This is a genomic window from Streptomyces niveiscabiei (assembly GCF_033794345.1).
Classification (GTDB): Bacteria; Actinomycetota; Actinomycetes; order Streptomycetales; family Streptomycetaceae; genus Streptomyces; species Streptomyces niveiscabiei.
In genome coordinates this window covers 1-26,627 of sequence record NZ_JARAYJ010000058.1, presented here as the reverse complement: position 1 = coordinate 26,627, position 26,627 = coordinate 1, and the positions used below count along the sequence as shown (strand labels likewise).

Annotated in this window: 19 protein-coding genes, 2 tRNA genes and 1 pseudogene; 8 read left to right on the top strand and 14 right to left on the bottom strand. The window is 69.1% G+C overall.

Features of this window, described 5'->3' with window-relative positions; all coding sequences use genetic code 11:
- Window positions 1-35: 35 nt before the first annotated feature.
- The 8 genes from PV682_RS41200 to PV682_RS41165 all read right to left on the bottom strand — a co-directional run bounded on the left by PV682_RS41200 (window position 36) and on the right by PV682_RS41165 (window position 10,874).
- Complete coding sequence (locus PV682_RS41200) at window positions 36-764, bottom strand: TetR/AcrR family transcriptional regulator (RefSeq protein ID WP_319737671.1); 729 nt, start codon at window positions 762-764, stop codon at window positions 36-38.
- Window positions 765-884: 120 nt separating this feature from the next.
- Window positions 885-1,937, bottom strand: coding sequence for a serine hydrolase (locus tag PV682_RS41195; RefSeq protein ID WP_319737670.1), 1,053 nt, complete (start codon window positions 1,935-1,937; stop codon window positions 885-887).
- A gap of 552 nt (window positions 1,938-2,489) precedes the next feature.
- Window positions 2,490-3,926, bottom strand: a complete 1,437-nt coding sequence (locus tag PV682_RS41190) for an MFS transporter (RefSeq protein ID WP_407705827.1) — start codon at window positions 3,924-3,926, stop codon at window positions 2,490-2,492.
- 121 nt (window positions 3,927-4,047) lie between these two features.
- Window positions 4,048-6,252 carry an ArnT family glycosyltransferase gene (locus PV682_RS41185; RefSeq protein ID WP_319737666.1) on the bottom strand — a complete coding sequence of 735 codons (2,205 nt, stop codon included), beginning with the start codon at window positions 6,250-6,252 and terminating at the stop codon, window positions 4,048-4,050.
- Entirely contained in the window at window positions 6,249-7,562 is a 1,314-nt protein-coding gene (locus PV682_RS41180) for a bifunctional glycosyltransferase family 2/GtrA family protein (RefSeq protein WP_319737664.1), read from the bottom strand. Before PV682_RS41180 ends, PV682_RS41185 begins: the two co-directional genes overlap by 4 nt.
- Before the next feature lie 14 nt (window positions 7,563-7,576).
- Window positions 7,577-9,148 carry a sensor histidine kinase gene (locus PV682_RS41175; protein ID WP_319737662.1) on the bottom strand — a complete coding sequence of 524 codons (1,572 nt, stop codon included), beginning with the start codon at window positions 9,146-9,148 and terminating at the stop codon, window positions 7,577-7,579.
- On the bottom strand, window positions 9,145-9,885 hold the full coding sequence (locus PV682_RS41170) for a response regulator transcription factor (protein WP_319737660.1): 741 nt from the start codon (window positions 9,883-9,885) through the stop codon (window positions 9,145-9,147). The genes PV682_RS41175 and PV682_RS41170 overlap by 4 nt, the downstream gene beginning before the upstream one ends.
- A 113-nt stretch (window positions 9,886-9,998) precedes the next feature.
- On the bottom strand, window positions 9,999-10,874 hold the full coding sequence (locus PV682_RS41165; RefSeq protein ID WP_319737658.1) for a DUF2797 domain-containing protein: 876 nt from the start codon (window positions 10,872-10,874) through the stop codon (window positions 9,999-10,001).
- Between the two features lie 152 nt (window positions 10,875-11,026).
- Between PV682_RS41165 and PV682_RS41160 the strand changes: the two genes are divergently transcribed.
- A complete protein-coding gene (locus PV682_RS41160) occupies window positions 11,027-11,515 on the top strand; it encodes a hypothetical protein (protein WP_319737657.1) in 489 nt (162 codons plus the stop codon).
- A 183-nt stretch (window positions 11,516-11,698) separates the two neighbouring features.
- On the opposite strand, the pseudogene PV682_RS41155 reads toward PV682_RS41160, so the two are convergent.
- A pseudogene (locus PV682_RS41155) lies at window positions 11,699-11,839 on the bottom strand (NUDIX hydrolase); the annotation flags it as partial.
- 387 nt (window positions 11,840-12,226) lie between these two features.
- Between PV682_RS41155 and PV682_RS41150 the strand changes: the two are divergent.
- Window positions 12,227-13,255 (top strand): IS630 family transposase, encoded by a 1,029-nt coding sequence (locus tag PV682_RS41150; protein WP_319737655.1) that lies wholly within the window; start codon window positions 12,227-12,229, stop codon window positions 13,253-13,255.
- 126 nt (window positions 13,256-13,381) lie between these two features.
- Here PV682_RS41150 and PV682_RS41145 read toward each other — a convergent pair whose 3' ends face one another.
- The gene (locus tag PV682_RS41145) at window positions 13,382-14,785 is read right to left on the bottom strand and encodes a GTP pyrophosphokinase (protein WP_319737652.1); all 1,404 of its coding nucleotides are present in this window, start codon (window positions 14,783-14,785) and stop codon (window positions 13,382-13,384) included.
- A gap of 436 nt (window positions 14,786-15,221) precedes the next feature.
- Here PV682_RS41145 and PV682_RS41140 point away from each other — a divergent pair, with 436 nt between their 5' ends.
- Entirely contained in the window at window positions 15,222-15,755 is a 534-nt protein-coding gene (locus PV682_RS41140) for an NUDIX hydrolase (protein WP_319737651.1), read from the top strand.
- Here the strand turns inward: PV682_RS41140 and PV682_RS41135 are convergent.
- The gene (locus PV682_RS41135; RefSeq protein WP_319737649.1) at window positions 15,733-17,073 is read right to left on the bottom strand and encodes a helix-turn-helix domain-containing protein; all 1,341 of its coding nucleotides are present in this window, start codon (window positions 17,071-17,073) and stop codon (window positions 15,733-15,735) included. The genes PV682_RS41140 and PV682_RS41135 overlap by 23 nt on opposite strands.
- Window positions 17,074-17,197: 124 nt before the next feature.
- On the opposite strand from PV682_RS41135, the gene PV682_RS41130 reads away from it, so the two are divergent.
- From PV682_RS41130 to PV682_RS41120, 3 genes are all read left to right on the top strand, one after another.
- Window positions 17,198-17,428 carry a hypothetical protein gene (locus PV682_RS41130; protein WP_319737646.1) on the top strand — a complete coding sequence of 77 codons (231 nt, stop codon included), beginning with the start codon at window positions 17,198-17,200 and terminating at the stop codon, window positions 17,426-17,428.
- A 200-nt stretch (window positions 17,429-17,628) separates the two neighbouring features.
- Window positions 17,629-18,072, top strand: a complete 444-nt coding sequence (locus PV682_RS41125) for a glycine-rich domain-containing protein (RefSeq protein ID WP_319737645.1) — start codon at window positions 17,629-17,631, stop codon at window positions 18,070-18,072.
- Between the two features lie 79 nt (window positions 18,073-18,151).
- Window positions 18,152-18,988, top strand: coding sequence for a protein kinase domain-containing protein (locus tag PV682_RS41120; RefSeq protein ID WP_319737643.1), 837 nt, complete (start codon window positions 18,152-18,154; stop codon window positions 18,986-18,988).
- 41 nt (window positions 18,989-19,029) lie between these two features.
- Here the strand turns inward: PV682_RS41120 and PV682_RS41115 are convergent.
- Window positions 19,030-19,102, bottom strand: a tRNA-Arg gene (locus PV682_RS41115).
- Between the two features lie 185 nt (window positions 19,103-19,287).
- Window positions 19,288-19,378, bottom strand: a tRNA-Ser gene (locus PV682_RS41110).
- Window positions 19,379-19,754: 376 nt separating this feature from the next.
- On the opposite strand from PV682_RS41110, the gene PV682_RS41105 reads away from it, so the two are divergent.
- Window positions 19,755-24,446, top strand: a complete 4,692-nt coding sequence (locus PV682_RS41105) for a PAS domain-containing protein (protein WP_319737641.1) — start codon at window positions 19,755-19,757, stop codon at window positions 24,444-24,446.
- A 40-nt stretch (window positions 24,447-24,486) separates the two neighbouring features.
- Here the strand turns inward: PV682_RS41105 and PV682_RS41100 are convergent, their stop codons facing one another.
- On the bottom strand, window positions 24,487-25,065 hold the full coding sequence (locus PV682_RS41100) for a TetR family transcriptional regulator (protein ID WP_055725065.1): 579 nt from the start codon (window positions 25,063-25,065) through the stop codon (window positions 24,487-24,489).
- 133 nt (window positions 25,066-25,198) lie between these two features.
- On the opposite strand from PV682_RS41100, the gene PV682_RS41095 reads away from it, so the two are divergent.
- Window positions 25,199-26,407: an MFS transporter gene (locus PV682_RS41095; RefSeq protein ID WP_319737639.1), complete on the top strand. Its 1,209-nt coding sequence runs from the start codon at window positions 25,199-25,201 to the stop codon at window positions 26,405-26,407.
- Window positions 26,408-26,627 lie beyond the last annotated feature (220 nt).

Below are 26,627 nucleotides of genomic sequence, written 5' to 3'. Positions count from 1 at the left end.
AGCCGGGCGGTGCGGGCGGCGGGCGGGGCCGGCGGTCAGCGGCGGCGGTCCATCATCGCCTGGATGCCCGCCAGCAGCAGGTCCAGCGCGAAGCCGAAGTCCCGGTTGTGCATCTCGACGATCGTGAACGCGCCCCTCGCCGCCACCAAGTCCTTCGTCTCCTCCGCCATTTGAGCCATGTCCGTGCTCGCGTTGAAGAGGTCGAGGGACTGGCGGTAGTAGGCGTCGGGGGAGAGGCCCGACTCGGCGGTCTGGGCGAAGAAGTGGGCTTCCATCGTGCCGAAGCCGTACACGAACTGGAAGACGGCGGCGATGACGCCGGTGAGGTCCTCGGGGGGCAAGTTCGTTCTGCGGACGGCGTGTTGGACGGCCCGGGCGAAGGTCAGGGAGTGGGGGCCGATGTTGAGGAAACGGCCGCCCAAGGGGGACGCCCAGGGGTGGCGGACCAGCAACGTGCGGTACCAGGTGGCGAGTTGGCGTACGTCGGTCTGCCAGTCGTCGGACACCGGGGGGAGGGGGACCTCGCCGTAGACCTCGTCGAGGGCCAGTTCGAGGAGTTCGTCCTTCGTCTCGACGTACCAGTAGACCGACATCGCGGTGACGTTCAGCTCGGTGGCCAGCCGCCTCATGGAGAACTTGTCGAGGCCCTCCGCGTCGAGGAGGCGGACGGTGGCGGAGGTGATGCGGGGGCGGTCCAGGCCGGTGGGCTGGTTCGACTTCCGGCGGCGTTCCTTGTCGGCGAGCCACACACTTTGCCTGGTCACAGGCCCACCTCCCGATTTGTGCCCATTGCAACACCATAAAGGGGCGCGGGGTCGTCCTGGGAGGTGGGCATGCGGGCGGAGGTCAACTTCCGCAGGCAGCAGGGGTGTTGAGGCCTCGGCTCACTTGGGCTGAGCGGGCTGCAACGTGAGCTGCTTGATCAGGCTCTGCCGGGAGGGGCGGAGGACCTGGGAAGAGGACTCCAGCGGGTACAGGCCGTGGTGGACCGCGCGGGCCACGCCTTCGATGGTGCCTATCCCGTAGGTCCACCCCTCTTGCGCCGGGCGGCCGGCGGGGACCCTGTTGTTCTCGGTGAGGACGACCAGGCCGTAGTCGTAGGCGTCGCCGGTGAACGCGGCCATGCTGTTCACCTTCCAGTCGAGCCTGTCGTAGGGGTCCACATCAGGATTGTTGGAGCGCTGGAGCCAACCGTTCTTGACATGGACGACAGCGTCCTCGGGCGCTCCGGCCGGAGTTCCCCATCGCTGATCGGCCTGGACTTTGCTCATGAGGTCCAGTGCGTAGGCGCGGGCCTCTCGGGTGAGCACCGGCGCTTCCGTGTCACCGTTGTCCGTGAACACCTTCAGGAGCTGGAGCTGATCCTTCGCGGTGACCTGGCTGAGGCCCCAGAAGCCTTCCTTGTCGAGGACGGTGTCCTTCATACCCGCCCGGTCGAGGAATTCCTGAATCCTGACCGGGTTCGGCGCTGACGGGTTCGTGAGGTCGGAAAGCTTCCGCCACAGAGCCGTCGCCGAGGCATTGTCCGAAGCGGTGATCATCTTCCTGGCGAGGGTGTCGTCCTCGCCGGTCAGCGGGCCCTTGTTCTGGAACAGCAGCGCACCCAGAATCGCCGTCTTGATCACGCTTGCCGCGTCTTGCTGCCTATTTTCATCAAACGTGCAGGAAATTCCGTGCTTGCGGTCGTAGAGCGCAACCGAAGCCACACTTTCGCGGCCCTCCAGGGCCTTGTCTATATCCTTCGCTATCTTCCCGGCCAGCACATCCCCGACCGGCCCGTACCTGTCCGAGACACACGAAGCCCCGGCCGCCCGACCACCATGAGTATCCGCAGAAGCGGCCACGGGCAGCGCGACCACGAGGGCAATCACTCCAGCCCCTACCGTCACATACCTGCGCGCAATAGACATTTCACTCTTTCCCTCGGAAAGTTTCACGTCATTCACCTTCGCGAATGACGGGGCCGCACAATAGCACAGGCCCCAGAAGAGGAATTGAGAGCTAAATGCCACCTTTTCCATTCAAGGCCGCTCAATACCTTTTGAGAAGTCGGCCCGCCCTCTCCGCCACCACGGGCACACATGCATCGAGGACCACCGGCTTCGGCCGCTTCCCCTCCCACGGCTTCGCCGTCGACGCCGTCCGGCTCGAACTCAGCCTCACGGCCATCGACCTGCCGGCCTGGATGCGCGTCCCGCTGCTGGACGGCGAGCTCGCGACCGCCGAGCCGAAAGGCTCCGGTACCGGGTCTGCCGCACGCCGCTGCCCGCTTCACCTTCAGCGGCCACCGCCTCTTGCGAATTCCAGCGACCTGGCCCTGGAGAAACGAACTCCGCCTCGCCGCACCGCCCCGTCCCACCGGCTGGCCGGCACCCCTGCCCGCCACGCCCCGAAGGACCTCGGGGAACCCGGCCGATGCGCCGGGACTTCGCCATGGCCGACCCCTGAAATCGCCTCGGCCGCTCGGCACTCGCCCCTCGGCGGCAACCTCATCGCCCCGGTCGACCGGCGAGGTCGGGCGTCTTGGTACCGGCGGCCCGCCGCAGGAGTACGCCGGCCGCCATGCCCCCCGCCGCCACAGCCACCGCGCCCACCAACTGCCCTTCCCGCAGGCCCTGTTCGAGGCTCGGTGAGGAGGTCAGGACTGCGCCCAGGACCGCGACGCCGAGCCCCATTCCGAACTCCGCCAGCATCCCGTTGATGCCCGCCCCCACTCCCGCCTTGGCCGGCGGTATGGAGCTCATGATCGCGTGGCCCATGGCGGGGCTGGCCGTCGCTGTGCCCACCCCGATCAGGACCAGGCCGAGCAGGGTGCCGGCGTAGCCCCGCTCCCCCAGGACCCCGATGGAGACGAGGCCGCAGGCCATGACGAACATGCCGAGCAGGATCGTCATCGGCCCGCCGAGCTTCACCGTGATCTTCGCGGCAGCGCCCGTGAAGTTGAGCAGGATGATGACAGCGGCGAGCGGGGCCGTTCGGAAACCGGCCTCCAAGGGGCCGTAGCCGAGGACTAGTTGAAGGTGCTGGGTGAGGAGGAACAGCGCCCCGCCCATCCCGAACACGACCAGGACGGCCCCGGCGACCGCCCCCGTGAACCGGCGGTTACGGAAGAAGGACATGTCGAGCATGGGGTACGGCACCCGGTTCTCCCACCACGCGAACACCGCGAGCACGACGACGGCGACCGCCCCGCTGCCCAGGACCCGCGCCGACGACCACCCGTGCTCCGGCCCGGAGATGATCGTGAAGACGAGGGACGACATCCCGACGGTCGAGAGCACGGCACCGAGCAGGTCGGGCCGGTCGCCCTCGGGGTTCTTGGACTCGGGCACGAGAACCAGCACGGCCGCCAACGCCCCTGCGGCGACAGGGAGGTTGATGAGGAAGATCGCGCCCCACCAGAAGTGACCGAGCATGAACCCACCGATCAAGGGCCCTGCCGCGAACCCGAGGGAGTTCACCGCAGCCCAGATCCCGATCGCCCTGGGCTGCTCGTCGGGCGGGAAGATCTGCATCGCGAGGGCGAGGGTCGTGGTGGTGAGGAGGGCACCCCCTACGCCCATCCCGGCGCGCGCGGCGATGAGCTGGCCCGTGGACGAGGCGAGGGCGGCGGCGAGGGACCCGGCGCCGAACAGGACGAGGCCGGTCACCAGCATCTTCTTGCGGCCGTACCGGTCCGCCGAGCTGCCCGCCGTGAGGAGCAGGCCCGCCTGGACGAGCGAGTACGCGTTGATCATCCACTGGACGTCCGAGGTGCTCGCGCCCAACTCCCTCTTGAGGGACGGGATCGCGACGTTCAGGACGGTGTTGTCGAGCAGCACGGTGAGCTGCGCGAGGGCGATCACGCCGAGGATGAGCCAGCGCTGGGGGTGACCCGGCGCGGCGGTGGGCGGCGGCTGTGTCAGGTCGGTGGCCATATTGTACAGCGTAGAAGGTTCCTATACGACGTACAAGACGAGGGTGGGAAGAGGGCCGGGGCGGGAAAAGAGGCGGGCGGCGACCCCTGGAGGTCACCGCCCGCCCTCAGCGAACCGTCAGTGCCGTGCCCTAGCTGCTCGCCTTCTGCGTGAGGTCGTAGAACGTCGCCGAACCCACCGTCACCTTCGTGAAGTTGGCCTCGACCCAGCTGGTGATCTGGGACGACGTACCGGTGGAGGAGCCGCCCATCATGCCGCCGCCTCCGCCCCCGCTCCCACTGGAGATGAAGTAGTGGATCTTCCCCTCCTCGACGTACTTCTTGAACTGGGCCAGCGTCGGCGACGGGTCGGTGCCGTTGAAGCCGCCGATCGCCATCACGGGGTCGCCGGTCGCCAGTTGGTAACTCGCCGCGTTCTGCGCGCCGATGGCCGCCGCGACCCACGTGTACTGGTCGCTGTCCGTGGTGAGGAGCTTCTTCGCCTCGGAGGTGACGCTCGCGCCGTTCAACAGGCCACCGGCACCGCCACCCATGCCGCCGCGCACACCGCCCTCGGCGGTGGTGGAACCCCCACCGGGGAAGCCCTGCCCCTGGCCCTGCTGGGACTGGCCGCCCCGGGAAGTCCCGTTGCCGCCCTGGGAGTTGCCGCCCGTGCCACCGCCGAAGCCGTTGCCGCCGGCGCCGCCCGGGAAGCCGCCGGTGCCATTGCCCTGCCGGCCCTGACCGCCCTGCGCGTTCCCGTTACCGCCCTGCTGGTTCTGGCCGGGCATCCCGCCACCCATGCCACCCCGCATACCGCCCCCGGGACCACCCCGGCCGCCCATCATCGACGCCCCCGCAGGACCCGCCGTGACGATCGACCCGGTGTGCCCCTCCTGAAGCGTGCTGATCGTGTACGCCGTAGGCCCGCCCAGCGCGGCCACGAGGCTCACCGAGGCCGCGGCCAGCGCGAGTCGACGGCTGATGCGCCCGGCGAAGATGAGCCCGAGCGCCCCGACCAACCCACCCACCAGCACCAGCCACTTCAGCCAAGGCAGGTAATCCGGCGTCCGGTTGAGCAGCACGTACCCCCAGGCAGCCGCCGAGACGACCGCAGCCGCGAGGGTGAGCGACGCCCAGACCTCGGCCCGCTTCTCCCACAACAGCCCCGCGCCCATCCCGACGACCGCCGCGATGTAGGGCGCGAGCGCCACCGTGTAGTACTGGTGGAAGATCCCCGCCATGTAGCTGAAGACGATCGCCGTCATCAGCAGCGACCCGCCCCACACGAGGAACGAACTCCGCGTCACGGACGTCCTCTTGAGCCCGCGCGTGGCGACCAGCCCGCCCACCAGCAGGATCAGCGCGGCGGGCAGCAGCCACGAGATCTGGCCGCCGATCTCGGAGTTGAACATCCGGTCCCAGCCGGTCTCACCCCACTGCCCGGTGCCACCGCCCCCGCCGCCCCCGCCGACGGACCCGGTCTCCTCGCCGTTCAGGCGGCCAAGTCCGTTGTAGCCGAAGGTGAGTTCGAGGAAGGAGTTGTTCTGCGACCCCCCGATGTACGGCCGCGAGGACGCGGGCCACAGCTCGACGATCGCGACCCACCAGCCGCCGGAGACGACCAACGCCCCGGTGGCGGCGGCGAGTTGACCCAGTCGCTTCCTGACGGAAACCGGCGCGCAGACCCCGTACACAGCGGCCAGCGCTGGCAGGATCAGGAACGCCTGGAGCGTCTTCGCGAGGAACGCGAACCCGATCGCCGCGCCCGCCCACAGCAGCCACTTGGTCCGCCCGTCCTCCAGCGCGCGGACGACGAGGTAGCAGGCCACCGCCATGAGCAGCGCGAGCATCGCGTCGGGGTTGTTGAAGCGGAACATCAGCGCGGCGACCGGCGTCAGCGCCATGGTGGCCCCGGCGATCAGACCCGCGCCCGGCGAGAACCGGCGCCGTACCGCCGCGTACACCACCGCGACCGTACCGACCCCCATCAGCACCTCGGGGAGCAGGATCGCCCAGGAGCTGAGCCCGAAGATGCGTACCGAGAGGGCCATCGGCCACAGCGCGGCCGGGGGCTTGTCGACGGTGATGGCGTTGGCGGCGTCGAGGGAGCCGAAGAAGAACGCCTTCCAGGACTGGGAGCCGGCCTGAACCGCCGCCGAGTAGAAGGAGTTCGCGTACCCGGAGGAGTCGAGGTTGTAGAGGTAGAGGAGGAAGGTCGCGGCGAGGAGGCCGAGGAAGGCGGGGCGGACCCAGGCCGCGTCGTCGAGGCGGCCTCGCCAAAGTCCGCGTATCCGCGACGACTTGACCGGCTCGGCGGCGGGAGCGACCCAGGTGGGTTCCTGAAGGGTCGTCATCGCCGGTTCTCCCGCTGGTCGTTGTCGTACGGGCGGGCCGGGGAGAGCCAGGCGGCCTCGTCGGCCGACTCCCGCTTGTCGGGGAAGACCCAGGCGCGGAACAGCAGGAACCGCAGCACGGTCGCCGCGAGGTTCGCCACGATCAGCACCCCGAGTTCCGTGGCGTGCGAGGGACTTGACGTCGCCGCGTTCAGCGCGGCCAGCGAACCGCTGGTGAGCGCGAGGCCGATGCCGAAGACGACGAGGCCCTGCGCCTGGTGCTTGACCGCGCTGCCGGAGCCGCGTACCCCGAAGGTGAGCCGGCGGTTGGCCGCCGTGTTCGCGACCGCCGACACCAGCAGCGCGAGCGCGTTGGCGACCTGCGAGCCGGTGAACGTACGGAAACCGCTGTACAGCAGCAGGTAGAAGAGCGTCGACAGACCGCCGACCACGCAGAAGCCGACGAGCTGCCGGGCCAGTCCCTTGGGTACGTCCATGATCTCGCGGTCGCGGGGATCGTCGCCGAACGGCCTGGTCAGCCGGTCCAGGGGAAGCGAACCGGTGGCCAGGGCCTTCCCAACGCGCCATACCCCTCTCAGGTCGTCGGTCGCCGTCTTGACGATGTGCACCGTGGAGTCGGGGTCGTCGACCCAGTCGACCGGGACCTCGTGGATCCGAAGGCCCGCCCGCTCCGCGAGAACCAGCATCTCAGTGTCGAAGAACCATCCGGTGTCTTCGACGAGCGGCAGCAGCACCTGGGCCACATCGCGCCGGATCGCCTTGAACCCGCACTGCGCGTCCGAGAACCGCGCCTGGAGCGAGCCCCGCAGGATCATGTTGTACGAGCGGCTGATGAACTCCCGCTTGGCGCCCCGCACTACGCGCGAGCTGCGGGCCAGCCGGGAGCCGATCGCCAGGTCGGAGTGGCCCGAGATCAGCGGGGCCACCAGCGGGAGCAGGGCGTTGAGATCGGTGGACAGGTCGACGTCCATATAGGCGAGGACCGGCGCGTCGGAGGCCGACCAGACGGTCCGCAGCGCCCTGCCGCGGCCCTTCTGCTCCAGCCGGAAGGACCTGACGCCGGTCAGCGTCGCCTCCAGGTTCTTCGCCACCACCGGGGTGGTGTCGATCGACGCGTTGTCCGCGATCGTGATCCGGAAGGGGTAGGGGAAGGTCCTGGAGAGGTGGTCGTGCAGGCGCTCGACGCAGGGGCCGAGGTCCTTCTCCTCGTTGTACACGGGGATCACGACGTCCAGGACAGGCGTTCCGGCAGCGCCGGCCGGGAGGTGCTCCCGCGCCGGCAGCGTGCCCGGAGAAGAGTCGGTTCGCATACGGACGACTTTCGTCAGGCGCCCTGTTGTACCCATGTGCCGGCACTGTGCTGACCCTGTGAGTCGAGTTGCCAGTTCGTTTCAGGGGACAACTGCGGGGCGAGCGCTGGCAGATGCACCGTGAACACGGTCTGTCCGGGCACACTGTCGACGGTCACCGCACCGCCGTGCGCGGTCGCCACGGCCTGGACGATCGCGAGGCCCAGGCCCGTACTGCCGGTGCTCCGCGAACGCGCCGAGTCGCCCCGCGCGAACCGTTCGAAGACGTGCGGAAGCAGCTCCTGGGGGATGCCCTGGCCGTTGTCCTGGACGTCCACGCAGAGCCAGGGCCCGCGCCGCTGGACGCGCGCCGTCACCGTCGTACCGGGCGGGGTGTGCGTACGCGCGTTGGCGAGCAGGTTGACCAGCACCTGTTGCAGCCTCGCCGCATCCGCGCTGACGAGCGCCGGTTCGTCCGGCAGCTCCAGCCGCCACACGTGGTCCCGGCCCGCCGCGCGCGCGTCGCTCACCGAGTCGATGACCAGGGGTACGAGGTCGGTCTGCTCGAACTGGAGGGGGCGGCCGGCGTCCAGGCGGGCCAGCAGGAGGAGGTCCTCCACCAGGTACGTCATCCGGCCCGCCTCGGACTCGATGCGGCCGAGGGCGTGGCGGGTGTCGGGGCCCACCTCCTCCCTGCCGCGCCGGGTCAGCTCCGCGTAGCCGCGGATCGAGGCGAGGGGGGTACGCAGCTCGTGGCTGGCGTCGGCGACGAACTGGCGTACGCGCGTCTCGCTCTGCTGCCGCGCGAGCAGGGCGCCGTGGATGTGGTCCAGCATGCGGTTGAGGGCGGCGCCGACCTGGCCGACCTCCGTGTGGGGGTCCGTCTCCGGGACCCGTTCGCTCAGGTTCACTTCGCCTGCGTGCAGGGGGAGTTCGGAGACCCGGGTGGCGGTGGCGGCCACCTTGCGCAGGGGGCGGGTGGCGACGCCCACGAGGACGTGGCCCGCGATGCCGGCCGCGATCAACCCGGCCGCCGTGACGCTGAGTTCGGCCAGGATGAGGGTGCTGATCGTGTTGTCGGGGTCGTCGGTGGGGATCGCCACGTAGAAGTCGCCGTTGACGCCGGGGGCGTACGTGACGCGGTAGCTGCCCAGGCCGGGGAGGTCGACGGTGTGGGGATCGCGGTCCTGTGCCGTGGCGTTGACCGCCTTCATCTGGGCCTCGGTGAGCGACCGCGCCTTCATGTCGAAGGTGCTGCCGGTCTTCTTGCCGACCACGCCCGTGGTGACCGAGCCGTTGACGACCTTCGCGATCACGGTGGAGCCGCCGGGCTGCGGGCCCCGGGTGACGAACTCCGTCAGGTCGACGGACTTGATCCGTTGCTGCGGGCCGTCCGTACCGGGGGGTCCGCCGAGTCCCCCCGACGCCCTCGCCGCGACCTCGCCGAGCTGCCGGTCCAGCTGGTCGTACAGGTGCTGGCGCAGGGCCAGCGTCGTCACCGTACCGATCACCGCGCACACCACGGCGATCAACGCGACCGATGCGACGACGAGCCTGGTCCGCAGCGTGCGCCTCCTTCGTGGACGCGGCCGTCGTCGCCCGCTCATGACTGCGCGGGCTTGATCAGGTAACCGGCGCCTCGCCGGGTGTGGATCATCGGCTCGCGGCCCGCGTCGATCTTCCGGCGCAGGTACGAGATGTACAGCTCGACCACGTTCGCCTGGCCGCCGAAGTCGTACGACCACACGCGGTCCAGGATCTGCGCCTTGCTCAGCACGCGGCGGGGGTTCCGCATCAGGAACCTGAGCAGCTCGAACTCGGTCGCGGTGAGGTGGATGCTGTCGCCGGCCCGCGAGACCTCGTGGCTGTCCTCGTCGAGGGTGAGATCACCGACGACGAGTACGGAGTCGGAGCGGCGGTCGGCCGCCCCCGAACGCCGGATCAGGCCGCGCAGCCGCGCCACGACCTCCTCCAGGCTGAACGGCTTCGTGACGTAGTCGTCGCCGCCGGCCGTGAGCCCGGCGATCCGGTCCTCGACGGCGTCCTTCGCGGTGAGGAACAGCACCGGGACATCCGGGAGTTCGCGCCTGAGCCGCCCCAGGACGGTCAGCCCGTCCATGTCCGGCAGCATCATGTCCAGCACGACCGCGTCCGGGCGGAACTCCCGCGCCGTCTGTATCGCGCCGGTCCCGTCCCCGGCGCTCCGGATCTGCCAGCCCTCATAACGCAGCGCCATGGACAACAACTCGGTGATCGACAACTCGTCGTCCACCACAAGCACGCGGACGGGGCTCCCGTCCGGCCTCAGCAGTTCGGTGCGCCCCTGGGGCGAGGTCGTGGTCATGCTGAACACCATGTCGAGGCCCTCTGAGAGGGGGCTTTCGCTTCTCTGTGAATTGACTGAGAAACACACAGGAAGTTCTCAGGGGGTGGGACGGGGATCGGGGGCGGCCCGCCTCAGAACAACCCCGCCTGCTCCTCCACCGGCTCCTTCGGGAACGGGCGTACCGGAAACACCCCCGCCCCGGCCGACGTCAGCTCCCACCCCGTCATCAGCCTCGTGTCCAGTACGACGACCCCCCGCCCGGCCGTACCGATGTGCAGGTCGGGCCCCGCCGCGGCCACCAGTTCCCCCGCGATGGCGCCACCGGGAACCAGCTCGGTGACCTCCCCGCTCGCGGGAGGCGCGGCGCGCAGGCCGAACGGCTCCGTGTGGTCGACGGGCTGGAAGGGCCGGGGCACGAGGGTCTCCGGCCAGCCGGGCAGCCCGAGCGCACGCCGGTGCAGCACGCCCAGCTCGTCGAACCCCGCGTCGACGCGACGCACCGCGTCCCCCCGTACGGCCCGCTTCTGCCCGTACGACACCCGGTCCCCCACGTGGAGCGCGACCCGCAGCACCTCCTCGGCCCGCCGCGCGGCCATCAGCGGCCCTTCCCCGAGCCACGTGAAACACACGGCCCCCTGCTCCAGCAACCGATCGGACCCCCGCGCCTCAGCGGTGATCCCCACCTTGAGCAACCCGCCCCCGAACCAGGCGAGATACACCCGATAGGTCCGAGGATCATCGGCCCGCCCATCCGCCGCCACGGACCCCACCCGATCCAGCCGCCCACACTCCTCGCACCGCCCCCCGGTACTCCGCGCCCCCACCACCCGCCGCCCCGCACACACATTCCCCCGAGCCCCGAGACACCCCCTCTCCCCGCCCTCGACCACCCCGAACCCAACCCGCTTCCCCCACTCCAACCCACTCCCGGCACCCCCCTCCCACCGCAGCACGGGCCCCTTCCCCGCGCTCCACCTCAACCCCACGCACTTCCACGTCTGCCCCATTCACCCGAGCGTAGATCCCCCCACTGACAACGCCCCCGCCGCTCCGCCCCACCCCCGCCAGTCACAGATACATCACTTCTCTCACGAATTCTCCACACACCCTCATCTCGGGCACTACGGTCACCCCACCTGAACCACCCAGGGGGGACGAGATGACCAGCCCGTACAACACCACACCCATGCCACCCACACCCCGCCCACCGGACACCCGCCCCCTCCGCAGACGCAAGCGCGTCTGGCTCGGCGGCGCGGGCCTCTTCCTCGCCGGCGCGCTGATAGCCGCCCCGGCGAACGACAGCAAACAACCGGTAGAGACGAAGACGAAACCCGCGGCAACCGTGACCGCGACGGTGACGACGACCCCGGCGCCCGGCCCCACGGTCACCGAAACCGCCACCCCCGAACCGGCCCCCACGGTCACGGTCACAGAAACGACCACCACCGACGCCAAGCCCGCCGACACCACCGACACCACCCAGAACGACCCCGGCACCTGCTCGATCGTCTCCAACTCCGGCAACTGCTACTCGGCGGGCCAGTTCTGCCGCAAGGCGGACCACGGCTCGACGACGACCAACGCGAGCGGCAGACGGATCACGTGCGCGTACAGCTCGAACGCGTGGCGGTGGACGTACGCCTGATCAGAACTCCCGGTACGTCACGCGGCGCCCCCAGCGGGAGAACCCGCGGGAAACTCACACACACGGGACCGTAGGCCGTCTCCGTGTACAAGTTCTCCCACTGGTCGACTTCGTACGCGCAGTGCCGCCGCAGCAAGTCACGAACCCGACTGAACTCCTGGTCAGAGAAGGGCCCGTCGGAGGGCTGGAGGCGATGACGTACCGGGGGTCGGTGCACGTGCCCACGAGCCCGGTGATCTCCACATCCAGCCCCGTTTCCTCCTTTACCTCGCACACGGCCGTTCCGGGAAGGGAGTCGGTCATCTCCATGCCACCGCCCGGGAGGCCCACGGGTCGTCGCACTCGGTCCGTGCCATGGTGACCTTCCAGGAATCCGGCAAGGCACCGAGCCAAAACGAAGGGCCCCGGATTGCTCCGGGGCCCTTTGATCATGTGCACTCGGCAGGATTCGAACCTGCAACCTTCTGATCCGTAGGATCGGGCAGCTCGCCGTGAGGAGTACCGGCAGGCTCCCCCTTTGATGGCTCACCTTAGCGATCATGCGTGGCTATGTGCCGTCGTTGCCGTCAGAACTGCCGTCAAATCTGGGCGAGAACGCCGCCACCAACTGTCGGCCCCCTCTCTGACTCACCCGCAGCAGCCTCGGGTAGATATTGAGCTGAAACTGATGGGTTGCCTGCTCGTTGATCGGGTGTGATCGAGGGTGGGGACATGCGGCGGTTGCCGCCGGCCGCGCAGGAGGATCTGCGGCTGCGGGTGGTGGCGGCGTTGGAGTCGGGGCGGGTGCGGACGTACGGCCAGGCGGCGGAGATGTTCGGGGTCTCCGAGCGGTCGGTGGGCACCTGGTGGCGGGCCAGCCGGGTCGGCGGACGACAGGCGCTGCTCGCGGTGGCACGTGAACCACGAGCAGGCAAGGGTGAGCTGGTCGATGAGTCCGCGCGCGGAGCGGTGCTTGAGGCGATGCGGGACTACACCCCGGCCGATATCGGTCAGTCGGGAGTGATGTGGACCCGCGCTTCGGTTCGAGCCCTGATCAGGCTGGTGTGCGGGGTGTCGATGACCGAGCAGGGGGTGGGCAAGTGGCTGCACCGGCACGGATTCACCCCGCAGCGGCCCGCCCGCCGTTCCTACCGGCAGCAGGACGACCAGGTCACGGCGTGGCTGGAGGTCGAGTACCCAGCGATCCGGGCGAGAGCGAGCGAGGAGAAGGCCGAGCTGGTCTGGGCGGATCAGTGCGGGCTGCGTTCGGACACCGCCCCGCCGGGACGCTCGTGGTCCCCGGCCGGTCAGACCCCGATCGTGCGGGTGAACGGCCGCCGGTTCAAGGTCAACATCATGTCGGCTGTGGCCTCGCGCGGCGCGCTGTGGTTCACCGTCTTCCCCGGCAAGTTCACCGCGAAGGTCTTCTGCGCGTTCCTGGACAGGCTGGCCCGGCAGGCGGACCGCAAGGTCCACGTGATCGCCGACCGCCATCCGGTACACCGCAGCAAGGCGGTCCGTGCCTGGCTCGCCGAGAACACCGAGCGGATCGAGCTACACCTGATGCCCGGCTACAGCCCCGAACTCAACCCCGACGAGCTGCTGAACGCCGACCTGAAACACCACGTCCACGCTGCCCGCGCCGCTTCGGTGGACGACCTCGCCCGAGAGACCCGTAGATTCCTGCTGCGTAGACAACGCCAGCCACGCATCGTCTGCGGCTACTTCGCCGCTCGGCACGTCCGCTACACGATCCAGTAGGCAACCCGTCAGTTTCGGCTCAATAATAGCCAGAGTCCGCTTGCGAGTCATAACGCCACTCCGACAAAACAAAGACCATAAAGCCATAATCATTCACGCCAGATAGGCAGCCGAATCTTGCACCACTCAAGAAAGCCACTTCTTCACGGCATCAAGCTGCCGACGGCCAAGAGTCGTGACTCCACGAATACGATTGACAGTCCAAGTGAGATAGACCGCCTTAATCTCCTCTTTCGTCAACGCATGACTCAAGTTCCCCGAAAGCAGCAGAGACTTAGCAATATAGTCGAGATTCGCCCTGGAGATCACTAGATCATCAGAGTTCAACTCACGCGCCTTGCGCGTCATCTCATTAAGTCGGCTGATATCATTCGAAGTTGCAGCACCCCAGTCGACGCTTTGCGATGCTTCAGCGAGCCGCTCATAAGCCGCATTTAGCTGATTAGAAGAAAGCAGAGGGAAAGATCGATCCACTTCCTTGAGAGCCAATGCCGCAGACGGAATTCCCGGATACGGAGACACCTTACCTTGCGTGCTATTGTCGTAATCCTCGGGAAGCACATAAGAGGGCGGCTCTTCCGTCACGCGAGCGTCAGGAACTGCATCCTGAAGAAGAGCCTTAAAGCTACCGTAGCCAAACCACCCTTGACTTACCTCTTGACCAAACTCCTTGCGTACCTCCCAAGCCAGGCTGGCGAGATCAGTCGGCTTCCCAAGATTTTTCACCCGATTCCGTAGATAGTATGTCGCCGCAGCGCGAAGTCCAGATTCAGATTCAACCTCGCCTTGAACTTGCACTTTAGGCAACGGAAGTGCGGGCGAGTTCGGTCCTTCCGATGAAGCTTCAATGTTAACCGTTGCAAGCCTGTCCAATTCCTGCCTAAGGTCTTGCGCAATGTCATCCACTGTGGCAAGCAGGTCTGCGATCCGACGACTAAGCGTTTCGACTAGAGCGGGTGGAGCGCTCCCCGGCTTGTAAGTGTCTTCATGAGTCAGCTCACCCCATCCATCCTGGAGAAGTGTCCTAACTTGCAGCTCACATGTGATCACTTTCCTCTTCAAGCCAGCAGAAACCGAGGCGCAGAGATTAAAGTGGATAGCTCGATACCCACTCTCTTTAGGATTACTCAAATAATCCTTATAGGAATCCTGCTGCCGACCCAGCACCGGCTCCGCTCCCGCTTTGAAAAAATCGAGAGATGTAACAACATCGACAACCCGCTGAACATCCGACTTATTATTGCATGTCACGCGCAATCCAACTAGATCATCAATAACATCCGGAATGTCTTCGAAAGACTTAATTCGCCCCTCATATTTTGACAGCTCCAGCTTTCTCCAAGTTCTCTCTTTCCCCTTCACTCGACCATGTGAAACCTTGACTCTAACTCTCTCAATCTCCGGAAGTTCCATGTCGAGATGCTCATTGAGTGCCCGCACTGCGGATTCTCGCGCCGGTTCAAGATACTTCTTACAGTAAGCCTCAAACCAAACGCTGAATTCATCGTACGTAAAAGGAAGTCTCTCCACGAATCTGACTCCATCGACGGTTTGGCCAAGTAAGGCACACAGGTCACCCTTTAAAGATCGAATTCCCCAAGCGCCAGATGTGAACCAATAGTAGATGCTGCCGTGTCAGTTCGGAGGGGATTCCGCAGATCCGCATGCGGGCGTTCCAATGTTCATCTGCCAGAACGAACCAGCGTCAACACCTTGCGAACGGGCGTTCCCATCCAGGGTCGGAAGTCGACCAGGTCGAGCGGTGAACGGACGAGATACACCATGGCGTCGATGGCACCCGCCGAACTCGCACCAACGGGCATCCCCCTCCTCGCTACCTACTGACGTTCAGTTGATCAAGTACCCCCTATAACATCTCGTCAAGGTGACGTGAAGGGTTGTGGAACTTGCGTCTTCCTCCAGATCGGTCTGAGATGCTGGAGTCCGATCGAGAGGGGCCGCAGGCATGGAGTGGAAGACCCACGGTGAGCGACAGATCTACACGAACAAGTGGGTGAATCTGTGTCTGGTCGACGTCCAGCAGCCTGACGGGCGCCGGTGGGAGTACCACGTCGTCCGCCTCCGGCACCTGGCCGTGGCCGCCGTGGTGAACGACCGCCAAGAGGTGCTGATGATGTGGCGCCACCGGTTCATCACAGACTCGTGGGCCTGGGAACTGCCGATGGGGCTGGTCGAGGAAGGCGAGACCCCCGAAGAAGCGGCGGCCCGCGAAGTCCTCGAAGAGACCGGCTGGCGGCCCGGCCCGATCAAGCCTCTGATCTACGCCGAACCCGCCAACGGGATCACCGACTCCCAGCACCACGTCTTCCGCGTCGACGGCGCGGCCTACGACGGTCCGCCCACCGAGAAGAACGAGTCCGACCGCATCGAGTGGATTCCCCTCAGCGAGGTACGCGGCATGATCGACCGCCGCGAAGTCGTCAGCAGCGGGTCCCTCGTCGGGCTCCTCTACCTGCTCATGGACGAAGCGACCCGCTGACCGGCGGCAGGACGGCCCGTAGCTGAGCCTCGAAAGCCAGCGCTACGGGTTCCTGCCGGTGCGGGGCCAACTGGTCGTAGAACTCCCGGAGATGGCCTGTCACCCGCTCGGAGGAAACAGCCGACGCCATGTCCAGGGCCTGTGTGGCGGTGTGGCACGCCTGGTCCAGCTTGCCCTGGTCGAGTTGCGTACGGGCCAGCCAGAACGCGTGGAACGCACGACCGCGCTGGTTCGCACGGGCTTCCTGCCGCAAGGCATCCGCGATCAAGGGTTCGGCTGTCGCCGCTTCGCCCAGTCGGCCGTGGGCAATGCCGGTGTCCACGATGAGCTTCGGTTCGTCGAAATACGTCACCCATGACGGATCCGGGTCGCCTGCCTCGATCTGCTCGAAGCTGCGGTGCGCTTCCCCGATCGCCCGGTGGGTGGCATCCCGGTTGCCGAGGGTGGCGTGCGCGAAGGCTTCACGCATGGACAGCATCGACAGAACGCGTGGGGTGGTGCTGAGAGATGAGCGGGCCTGGTCCTGGGCGGCGGTCACGAGTGCGAGGGAGTCTGCGGGCTTGTCCTGGTAGGTGGCCTGCAAGCTCATGCAGGCAAGGACGTTGGCCATGAACTGGCGGTCGTCGATCTCCTTGGCCAGTTGAAGGGCCTCGGTGAAGTACGCGCGGGCCTGGTTGTACTGGCGGGCGTCGAAGTAGGTCCATCCGGTGAGTCGGGCCAGCTCGGCCGCGATGCCGTACAGGCCGTTCTGGATGGACGGCGGCCGGTTCTCTTTCAAGAGTCCTACGACGTGGCGGAGTTGGCCGACGACGGCCGGCCGTAGTGCCTCGCCACCATGCTGGTCGTCCCGTCGCCAGTAGTCCTCGATCGAGGAACGGAAGGCTTCAAGTGTCGCCGCGCTGAGGCTGGTTCGCGTAGCCAGAGCCAAGATGCTGTCTACTTCGGGGCCCGGCAGGGATGCGGGAATCTGCTGCTCCGGCTCCGGTACTTGGGGTGCCTCTCGCTCGGTGACCGCGAGAGCCTGCGGTGTCTCCCACTCACGCCGCGCGAGACCGAGCATGTGTCCGGGAATGCGCAAGCCGTCCGCGATCCGCTCGATGACGTCCATATGCAGCAACTGACGGCGCCCCGCGATCACTTCGCCGACTCGGCTCGGTGTCAGCTCGCATCGTCTGGCGATCATCGACGGATAGATGCCCGCCCGAATCTTCACCAGCCGGAAGACTCTCGCGAAGTCCCGTACCCGACACGCCTCGATCATCTCGGGATCGGTGAGCAGCCTGGCGGGCAACTCCTGCGGCCGTTCGGCGTCAGGCATCGAGGGGCTCCCCACTGCGAGGGCTACGCAACGTTGTTGGGACTCTACGTGCGGCGATGTTACCCAAGTTGGGTAATCAGCCTGGCCTTTCGACGAAGGCCCTCTACTCGCGATGCTCCTGTGCATGGCGAGCAACCAGCAGACCAATCCGGGTATCGGCGACCTGGCGAAGGACAGCGCCAGCGGGCGTATCGGCGTCGTCATGGACAAGGTCGGCGGCCGGGTCCAGATACGGCCGCTCACCGGCGGCACGGAATGGGACGCGATGCCGGACAAGGTGGTGGCGCTGAGCGCGCGGGAAGAACTGAGCGCACGCCTGGCCATCCGAAACGGCAACAGCCGAAGCGCTCTGTGACGCTCGCCATCGGCCGGCACACGGACGTCCTGATCCTTGTCGGCCCATAGGACCGGCCGCTCCGAACGGGTGCCAACTCCTGGTCCCCCAACCCCGTTCGGAGCGGCCTCCAAACCCCGCACCCTGTCGCCCACGCCTCAGGGCCCGGCGACCGGCACAGGCGAACAGTTCACGTCCCGCCACCCACAAGGAGTTTCCCCATGACGGCAACAGCGAACGACCAGAAGACCGGCCGAGCGGTCGCCGGTGAGGAGTTGTTCGAGAGCCTCGCCCACTTCGTGGCCGTCCACAACGGCCAGTCGCCCGAACGTGCCGAGCGGATCGCGGACCAGGCGGTGGCCTTCGTGGTCACGGCCGCCACCGCCACCGTCCCCATGGTCCCGTCCGACGACGTGGACTTCGGCCTGCACGCGCTCATCCTGCACACCAAGGAGTACGCGGACCTCTGCGAGCAGTACGCCGGCCGCTTCCTGCACCACAACCCCAAGCCCGGCGGCGGAACCCGCGACCCCGAGCACATCACCGCCTCGGTACACGCCATGAAGGCGGCCGGGTTCATGGTCTTCGACGAGCTATGGACCGTGGACGGCACGAACCTCGCGAACTGCGACTCGGACTGCGGCCGACCGTACGGTCAGGCATAGCCACCCGACGCCAGCGAGCACGGCCGCCCTCAACTCGCGCCCGGCCGTGCTCGTTTGGACGCTCAGAAGGAGAAAAGACGTGTCCGGCCCGACTTCCGAACTGCCGATCGTGGTGCTCCACGCGCTCATGCCCACGAGCTGGCGCATGGTCGCCGACCGCCGGGGCTCAACGGTCTGGGAGGTCCACAGCCCCCGGGGCCACTACGCCGTGAAGCTCGGCCGCCCCATCGAAGCCACCCCCGACTGGCCCGCCCAGCCCTGGACCGCCCTCGCCCCCGCCCGCGAGGGCGCCGTGCTGTACCGCCTCGGCCTCGATGACTTCGCGTACGGCGAGTGGGAACACGGGACATGGAACTTCCAGCCCTGGCGCGGGGGACCGGACCTGCACCAACTCTGGGAACCCTGCCGCCAACCGGACGCGGCCGTCGAACCCCACACCGACGTTGCGTTGAGCTGCGTCGAAGCACTGGCCGACCTCCACGCACAAGGGTGGGCTCACGGTGACGTGCAACCCGCCCACTTCATCATCGGCCCGAACCGCACCCACCTCATCGACCTCGCCCTGGCCCACGGCGGCAACGTCCCCAGGGGATACGACTTCCCGTTCCGCGGCTGCCTCGTCCACTACGAAGCCCCGGAGATCTCCCGCAGCATCCTCACCACAGGCCAAGCCGAACCCACCCCGGAAGCAGACATCTACGCCCTCGGCGCCTCGCTGCTGATCTCCGCCACCGGCTGGCGAGCCGTCGAATACCCCGACGACGCCCCACGCCCCGTCCAACGAGAAGCCGTCGCGAGCGGGAAACGTCGCCCGGTGAAGGCACCCGGCAAGCTCGGCGAACTGATCGACGCCATGCTCAGCCACAACCCGAGAGACCGACCCACCCTCCAGGAAGCCGCCAAGGCGCTGAGGTGAAAGCAAAGGGCCCCGGATTGCTCCGGGGCCCTTCGATCATGTGCACTCGGCAGGATTCGAACCTGCAACCTTCTGATCCGTAGTCAGATGCTCTATCCGTTAAGCTACGAGTGCTTGTTCTGTTGTTTCCTGCGGTGTCTTCCGTTCTGGCCTTCCGGCCGCTCCCGGCGACAGGAAGAACATTACATGACCGGCGGCGTCATGTGAAATCCGATAGGCGTACCCCTTGTGAGCTGGGGAAACGTGGTGGAGGGGGAACGACGAAGCCCCGGTCGGGGGGACCGGGGCTTCGGGTGTTGCGGAGGCGGAGGGATTTGAACCCTCGATGGGCTTTAAGGCCCAAACCGCATTAGCAGTGCGGCGCCATAGACCGGACTAGGCGACGCCTCCAGCACAACCGCTCGCGTGGGTGCGAGTGGTGCGTGCAGATGATGACACAGGTGAGTGCTGTGTCACCAATCGGTGTCCACCGTACTAGGAGGCCGGGGGGCGGGGCAAAGGGGTTGGGGGGCGGGGAGGGCGCCGGGGCCCTCACGTCCGTACACAGTCGCGACGAAATCCCCACCCCCGTAAACCTCCCGCGCGCTTCCCGCGACCCCCGTTCGTACCGGCGTTCGCAGGGGCACGCGTCGGATGCGAGGTGGCTCTCATACGGCGTCGCGGGAGGACCCCCTGCCTTTAGACTCCCTCGCGTGACACCCCGCGGAGCCGTTGGCAAGATGGCCCGAGCGGTAGGCAAGGTGCGGTGACAGGGAGGAAGCGTCTCGTGAGCAGCAGGCCATCCCGAGGCGCTGCTCGCCTCGCGGCGATACTGGACGCCTTGCCGGACGCGTTGGTGCTGGTCAACGCCAACGGGACGGTTGTGAACGCGAACACGATCGCGTTGGAGGCGTTCGAGACGCCGGGGACCGCGCTCGTGGGGCGGGGGCTGCTGGACCTGCTGCCCGAGTTCGACTCCAAGCTGATCCCCGGGTCGATGCGCAGGCCCGATCACATCGACCCGCGCGGGCGGACCAAGCCGGCCCGCATGATCGCCCGCCGTACGGACGGCGTCGAGTTCCCGGTCGAGGTCACGAGCGCGAACCTGGAGAACGGCCAGCAGGCGTACGACGGATACGGCTACTCCCCGGACGAACTGCTGATGCTGGTCGTACGCGACCTGTCCGGCACGGTGGACACGGAAGCGGAGCTGGCCCGCTCGCAGCGGCAGACGGAGATGATCCTGCGGGCGGCGTCGGAGGGCGTCGTGGGGACGGACACCGACGGGCGGATCGTCCTCGTCAACCCCGCCGCCGCGCAGATACTGGGGTACCGGGCCAGTGACCTGGGCGGCAAGGAGCTGCACACCCTCGTCCTGCACTCCCGTCCGGACGGCTCCCCCTTCCCGTACGACGAGTCGCCGCTCGCCGACACCCTGCGCTCGGGGCGCAAGCACCGCGTCCGCGGCCAGGTGCTGTTCGCGAAGAACGGCGACAAGGTCTCGGTGGACCTGACGACGGCGCCGGTACGGGACGGGGACCAGCTGGTCGGCGCGGTGATGACGTTCACCGACCGGCGTCCCTACGACGCGCTCGCGAAGGAGAAGGAGGCGGTCGAGGCCGCCCACGCTGAGGAGCTGGAGCGGCTCGGCGAGGAGCACGCCTCCGACCTGACCGCGCTGCGCCAGCGGCACGTCGCGGAGATCGAGGAGCTCACCGAGCAGCACGCGGAGGAGATCGCGGCGGGCGAGGACCGGTACGCCGCGCTCGGCGAGCGCGAGAAGGACCGGTACGAGGCTCTCGCCGGCCGGCACGAGCAGTTGCTGACCCTCCTCGGCCGCTCCCTGCGCGGCCCCCTCGACGAGCTGCGCCGCGAACTCGCGACCCTCGCGGCCGACGACGCCGGGCAGCTGTGGCCCGAGGCGAACCAGGTCCTGCACCACCTCTCCGCCGGGTACTCCCGCATCACGACCCTCATCGACAACGTCCTCGGCTACCAGCTCCTCGACACGGGCGAGGCGCAGGTCAGCCGTACGAAGGTGATGCTGGACGCGGTCGTCGCGTCCGGGGTCGACGGCGCGGTCGAGCTGATCGGTCCGGGGCGGGTGCAGTTCGCCGTCCACGCGCCGCCGATCGAGGCCGAGGTCGACGCGCGTCTCCTCGCGACGGCGCTGGCGCACCTCGTCGCGGACGTCGCCGGGGTCGACGCGACCGGCAACGCGCCCGTGTCGGCCGGCGGGTACATGGACAACACGGTCGTCGTGGCCGCCGCCCAGCGCGGGGAGGTCGTACGGATCGAGGTCCGGGGGCCGTACGGCGGCGGGGACCCCGTGCACGAGCCGATCGTGCGGGGGATCGTGCGGGCGCACGGCGGGGTGCTCCAGACCGTCGAGGTGCCGGGGATGAGCGGGAGCGCGTACGTCCTTGAGGTGCCGCTCGGGGGTGGCGCCGGGGTCGTTCCCGCCGTCCCGGTGGAGACGGCCGCTGCCGAGGCGCCCGTGCCGGACGACGCCGGGCGGCGGCGGGCTCGGCGCAGCTCCGTGGACGCGTTCCTGGAAGGCGACGACGGTGAGGGCGCCGTTCCGCCCACCGGGCGCCGGCGTCGGGGGCGGCCCGCCGCCGAGGAGGACGAGGCCGCCGTCGAGGCGGGCGGCGAGGGGTCGGGGCGGCGGCGGGGGCGGCCCGCCCTCGCCGGGGGCGACGAGGTCGCCGAAGGCGCGGTCGTGACCGCGGCCGAACATGCGGCGGGGACGGCCGCGGTGGGGGCGGGTCTTGGGGCTGCGGTGCCTCCGCAGGGGGTGCCTGTGCCGCCCGGTGGTGTGCCGGTTCCGGCGAGCGAGCAGAACGCGTTGCCTCCCGCGTTGCCCTCCGGGGGCGGTGAGAGCGAGGCCCAGGAGCCGACGGGGCGCCGGCGGCGGGCGCTGGCTGCTGCGCAGGCGCAGGAGGCGGGGCCGCGAGCGGTGTTCGCACTGCCTCCGGCCGAGGCGGATCGGGGGGGCGAGGAGGCGGTTCCTGGGGGGGCTGTGCCGGGGCAGGGGGTGCCGGCGCAAGGGGGTATGGCGCAGGGGGTGCCGGGGCAGGCGGTGCCTGGGCAGGGGCTTGTGGCGCAGGGTGGTGCGGTGCAGGGGGCTGCGGCGATGCAGGGGGTGCCGGCTCAAGGGGTTCCGGCGGGGGCTGTGCCTGGGCAGGGAGTGCCTGCTCAAGGGGGTGTGCCGGGTCAAGGTGTGGCGGGGCAGGGGCTTGTGGCGCAAGGAGGTGTGCCGGGGCAGGGGGTGCCTGGGCAAGGAGTTCCGGCTCAGGGTGCCGCGCCGGTGCAAGGGGGTACGGCTCAGGGTGCCTCGCCGATGCAGGGGGTTCCGCCTCAAGGGGTCCCCGCGCAAGGTGCCGTGCCTGTGCAGGGGGTTCCGGCGCAGGGGGTTACGGCTCCCGGTGCCGCCTCGGCGCAGGCTGTTCCGGCGCAAGGGGTGCCGGGGCAGGGGGCCGTTCCCCCGCAGGGCATTCCCGCGCAGGTGCCGCAGGGGGTCGTACCGCCTCAGGGGGTTCCGGTGCCTCCGCAGGGGCAGCCTGTTGTGCCTGGACAGCCTCAACTCCCGGCTCAGGGCCAACCCGTTGCTCCTGGCCAGCCTCAACTTCCCGTACCGGGCCAGCCCGTTGCCCCCGGCCAGCCCCAACTTCCCGCCCAGGCCCAGCCCGTCTCCCCCGAGGGTGCCGAACACGTCGGGCGGCACGATGGTGTGGCCCACGACCAGGCCGGTGATCACACCCCGCCCCAGCCGCACCCGGCGAGTGCGCCGACGGGGCGGCGGCGTCGGGCCGTGGCCGTGCCTCCGGGTGCGGATGCCGATGAGGGCAAGGGCGTGAGCGCGGAGGTTGCGGCGCAGCAGGCGCAGATTCCGGGACAGGCCCAGGTCGCCGGCCAGGCCCAGGCGCAGCTCCCCGGACAGACCCCCACACCGAACCCGGCGTCCGTCCCCGCGCAAGCCGCGCAGAGCCCCGTACCCGCTGCCGCCCCGCCCGAGACCGGCGTACCCGGCGCGGGCGCGGCCGACGGGGGGGCACCCGGAACTCCCGTACCCGGCGCCCCAGTTCCCGGCGCGGGCGCACCCGGCAACCCCGTACCCGGCACGGGCGCACCCAACGCGGGCGCGCCCGGAACTCCCGTACCCGGCGCCCCAGTTCCCGGCGCGGGCGCACCCGGCAACCCCGTACCCGGCGTCCCCCAGCCCCACCCCGCCCCCGGTCAGACCGGGCACATTCCGCTGCCGCCGCAGCCGGGGCACACCGGGCATATCGCCATGCCGTTGCCCGCCGAGGCGCCGCCCGCGCAGCCGTTGCCTGCTGAGGCGGTGGATCCGAACTCCACGCAGGGGCGGGCGATCAGTGTGCGGACGCTCGGGCAGGGGGTGCCGTTCACGCGGCAGGCGGCTCAGGTTCAGCAGCCGCAGGCTCAGGCTCAGGCTCAGGCTCAGCAGGGGCAGGGGACTTCTGGGGGGCGGCGGCGGAAGTTGGGGACTCCGCCTGGGCCAGAGGCGCGGCCTCATCCGGCCGCCGAGCAGCCTGTCGTGCCCGCGCCCCCGCTGCCGCATCCCTCCCTCGCCGGGCAGACGCGGCTCGCGCCGGGGACCGAGGGGGCCGGGCGGTCGTACGCCATAGGGGCGCCCGATTCGAACGCGGCGGAGGGGCCGGAGCCGTTGGACGGGCCGGGCGGCGCCGTCGAGGTCGCCGACACGCCCCGGCCGCAGCCGATGGACGACGAGCTGCCGCCGGAGCCGCTCGACAACCCGCGTCGGCTGCTCGTGTGGCCCGCGCCGGACGTCACGACGCAGCAGGCGCTGAGCGACCGCGGGTACCGGCCCGTGATCGTCAACTCCCGCGAGGAGGTGGACGCGCAGATCGCCGCGTTCCCGGCGGCGCTGTTCGTGGACCCGCTGACGGGGCCGATCACCCGTACGGCGTTGCAGTCGCTGCGTACGGCGGCTGTCGCGGCGGAGGTTCCGGTGCTGGTCACGGCCGGGTTGGGGCAGGCGACGCGGGAGGCCGCGTACGGGGCCGATCCGGCCGTACTGCTCAAGGCGCTGGCGCCTCGGGACAGTGATCAGCATCCGCCGCGCGTCCTGCTCATCGAGGAACACGCCGAGATCGCGCTCGCGTTGACGTCGACGCTGGAGCGGCGGGGGATGCAGGTCGCGCGCGCGGCGAGCGACGCCGACGCGGTGATGCTGGCGGGGCAGTTCCGGCCGAACCTCGTCGTGATGGACCTGATGCAGGTCGATCGTCGGCAGGCGGGGATTCTCGACTGGCTGCGCGCGAACGGGCAGTTGACCCGGACGCCGCTCGTCGTCTACACGGCGGCCGTCGAACAGCCCGACCTGCCCCGGCTCGCCTCCGGGGAGACGGTGCTGTTCCTCGCGGAGCGCTCGACGAGCGGTGAGGTGCAGTCGCGGATCGTGGACCTGCTGGCCAGGATCGGGACGAACTAGGTTCTGCGCGGGGGGACTTGGGGCCCCTTCGCGACGTACCTCATTTCGCGGTCAGTCTCCGGGCCGCCTCCTTGATCGACGACCTCAGCCTGTCCCGGTCCGTTTCCTCGCCGCCCGCCAGGATGCGGCTCATCTGGGGGACGACCGTCATCCAGTTGGCCAGGGAGATGATCAGGAAGAGCAGGTCGGCCGGGGGGATCGCGTCGGTGATCACGCCGCGTTCCTGGCCGTCCCGCATCGCGTCGACCTTGTGGGCGTAGTGCTCGCGGCGGGCCTGTTCGTCGGGGAGTTCGGCCGTGCCGTACTCGATGCCCTCCCAGTAGAGGAGGCGCAGGAGGTCGGGGTTGGCCGCGTGGTAGTCCATGAGGCGGTCGATCCAGCCGTCGATGTCGTCCGGGTCGACGGGGACGGCGGCGGCGAGGTCGACCATCCTGCGGCTGAGGACCTGCGTGAACAGCTCCGCCTTGTTGCCGTAGTAGACGTAGATGAGCTGCTTGTTGGCCTTCGCCTCGGTCGCGATGCGGTCGATGCGGGCGCCCGCGATGCCGTACCGGGCGAACTCGGCGACGGCGGCGGTGAAGATGCGCGCCTTGGTGGCCTCGGGGTCTCTGACTGCCATGGGATCAGGGTAGCGGGGGCTGTGGATAACCAACTAGTTGGTTGACAGGGAGTGAGGGGCGGCTCCAGACTGTTCACAACGTAGCCAACCAACTGGTTGGTTGCGGGATTGTCCGTACGCGAGGGAACACTCCATGTCTTCCGTGTCATCACCGCCATCGGTGTCGTCGGTGTCTTCGGGGGCGCCGGCGTCCTCGGCGCCCCAGGCCCTCCTTTTGCCGCTGCTCGCCCTCTGCACGGCCGTCACCGCCGCCAACATCTACCTCGCCATCCCGCTGCTCCCCCTCATCGCGCGGGACTTCGGGACGGCCGCCTCCTCGGTCGCGTGGATCGCGGCCGTCGCCCAGTTCGGGTACGCCACCGGGCTGCTGGTGTTCGCGCCGCTCGGGGACCGGGTGAACCGGCAGCGGATCGTGGGCGTGCTGTCGGTGGTCACGGCCGTGGCGCTCGGCGGGGGAGCGCTGGCCGGGAGCGCGGGCGTGCTCGGCGTCGCCGTGTTCCTCGCGTCCGCCGCGACCGTCGTACCGCAGCTGCTCGTGCCGTTCGTCGCCGAGCGGGCGCCCGCCGATCGCCGGGCGCGGCATGTCGCCGCCGTCGTCGCCGGGCTGTTCACCGGGATCGTCGCGGCGCGGGTGCTGGGCGGGATCGTGGGGCAGGCGTTCGGGTGGCGGTGGGCGTTCGTGGGGGCGGCCGTGCTGACGGCCGGGCTGGGGCTGGTCACGGCCTCGCGGCTGCCCCGGGAACCCCGGGTCCGCGACGAGTCCCCCCTCTTCGCCGGGCACCTCGGCATACCGGGCCTGGTGCGGCGCTCCCCCGACCTGTGGCGCGCGTGCGTACGGCAGGCCGGGATGTACGGCGCCTGGTCGGCGCTGTGGACCTCGCTGGCCCTGCTGCTGACGGGGTCCGGCTACGGCATGTCCACCGCGACGGCCGGCCTCTTCGGGCTCTTCGGCCTCACGGCCGGCGCGGTCGCCCCGCTCGCCGGGGGCCTCGTGGACCGCTTCGGCGCCGGACACGTCGTCCGCGGCGCGTACGCGCTGGCCGCGCTCGCCGTACCGCTGTTCTGGTGGGGCGGCCACGCCCTTCCGGCGATCTTCGTGGCGGCGGTGCTGATCCACCTCGCGCTGGTGGCATCCCACGTCGCCAACCAGACACTGGCCCTGACGACGACCTCGTCACCGAGCGTGGCCAACAGCGCGTACGTGGTGGCCGGGTTCGCGGGCGGGGCTACGGCCTCGGCACTGGCCGGGGTCGCGTACGGGGGGTTCGGGTGGGTCGGGGTGGTCGTGGTGGCGGGGGTTTGGCTGGGGGTGGGGTGGGGGGTGACGTCGGTACGACGGTGAGGCCGGTACGAGGGTGAGGGCTCCCCCCTCACGGACCCGCACCCGCTCCACCCCGCCTGCCGTAGCTGCGGCCAGCCGCGCCACACCCCCGCCCACCCGCACCCACTCCACCCGCCTCACCTAGCTGCGGGCAGTCGTGCCTCCCCCAGTGCCCGAAAGGCCTGGGAGGTACCCCCATGGGGCGGCACGGGTGGGCTGGGGGTCCCCCCTGCTCGAAGAG

Coding starts and splice junctions, on each gene's coding strand:
- PV682_RS41165 (WP_319737658.1), bottom strand. CDS start 10,874: ATGGGGCAGACGTGGAAGTGCGTGGGGTTGAGGTGGAGCGCGGGGAAG.
- PV682_RS41100 (WP_055725065.1), bottom strand. CDS start 25,065: ATGGCAGTCAGAGACCCCGAGGCCACCAAGGCGCGCATCTTCACCGCC.
- PV682_RS41150 (WP_319737655.1), top strand. CDS start 12,227: ATGCGGCGGTTGCCGCCGGCCGCGCAGGAGGATCTGCGGCTGCGGGTG.
- PV682_RS41175 (WP_319737662.1), bottom strand. CDS start 9,148: ATGAGCGGGCGACGACGGCCGCGTCCACGAAGGAGGCGCACGCTGCGG.
- PV682_RS41160 (WP_319737657.1), top strand. CDS start 11,027: ATGACCAGCCCGTACAACACCACACCCATGCCACCCACACCCCGCCCA.
- PV682_RS41140 (WP_319737651.1), top strand. CDS start 15,222: ATGGAGTGGAAGACCCACGGTGAGCGACAGATCTACACGAACAAGTGG.
- PV682_RS41125 (WP_319737645.1), top strand. CDS start 17,629: ATGACGGCAACAGCGAACGACCAGAAGACCGGCCGAGCGGTCGCCGGT.
- PV682_RS41130 (WP_319737646.1), top strand. CDS start 17,198: ATGGCGAGCAACCAGCAGACCAATCCGGGTATCGGCGACCTGGCGAAG.
- PV682_RS41185 (WP_319737666.1), bottom strand. CDS start 6,252: ATGACGACCCTTCAGGAACCCACCTGGGTCGCTCCCGCCGCCGAGCCG.
- PV682_RS41180 (WP_319737664.1), bottom strand. CDS start 7,562: ATGCGAACCGACTCTTCTCCGGGCACGCTGCCGGCGCGGGAGCACCTC.
- PV682_RS41095 (WP_319737639.1), top strand. CDS start 25,199: ATGTCTTCCGTGTCATCACCGCCATCGGTGTCGTCGGTGTCTTCGGGG.
- PV682_RS41170 (WP_319737660.1), bottom strand. CDS start 9,885: ATGACCACGACCTCGCCCCAGGGGCGCACCGAACTGCTGAGGCCGGAC.
- PV682_RS41135 (WP_319737649.1), bottom strand. CDS start 17,073: ATGCCTGACGCCGAACGGCCGCAGGAGTTGCCCGCCAGGCTGCTCACC.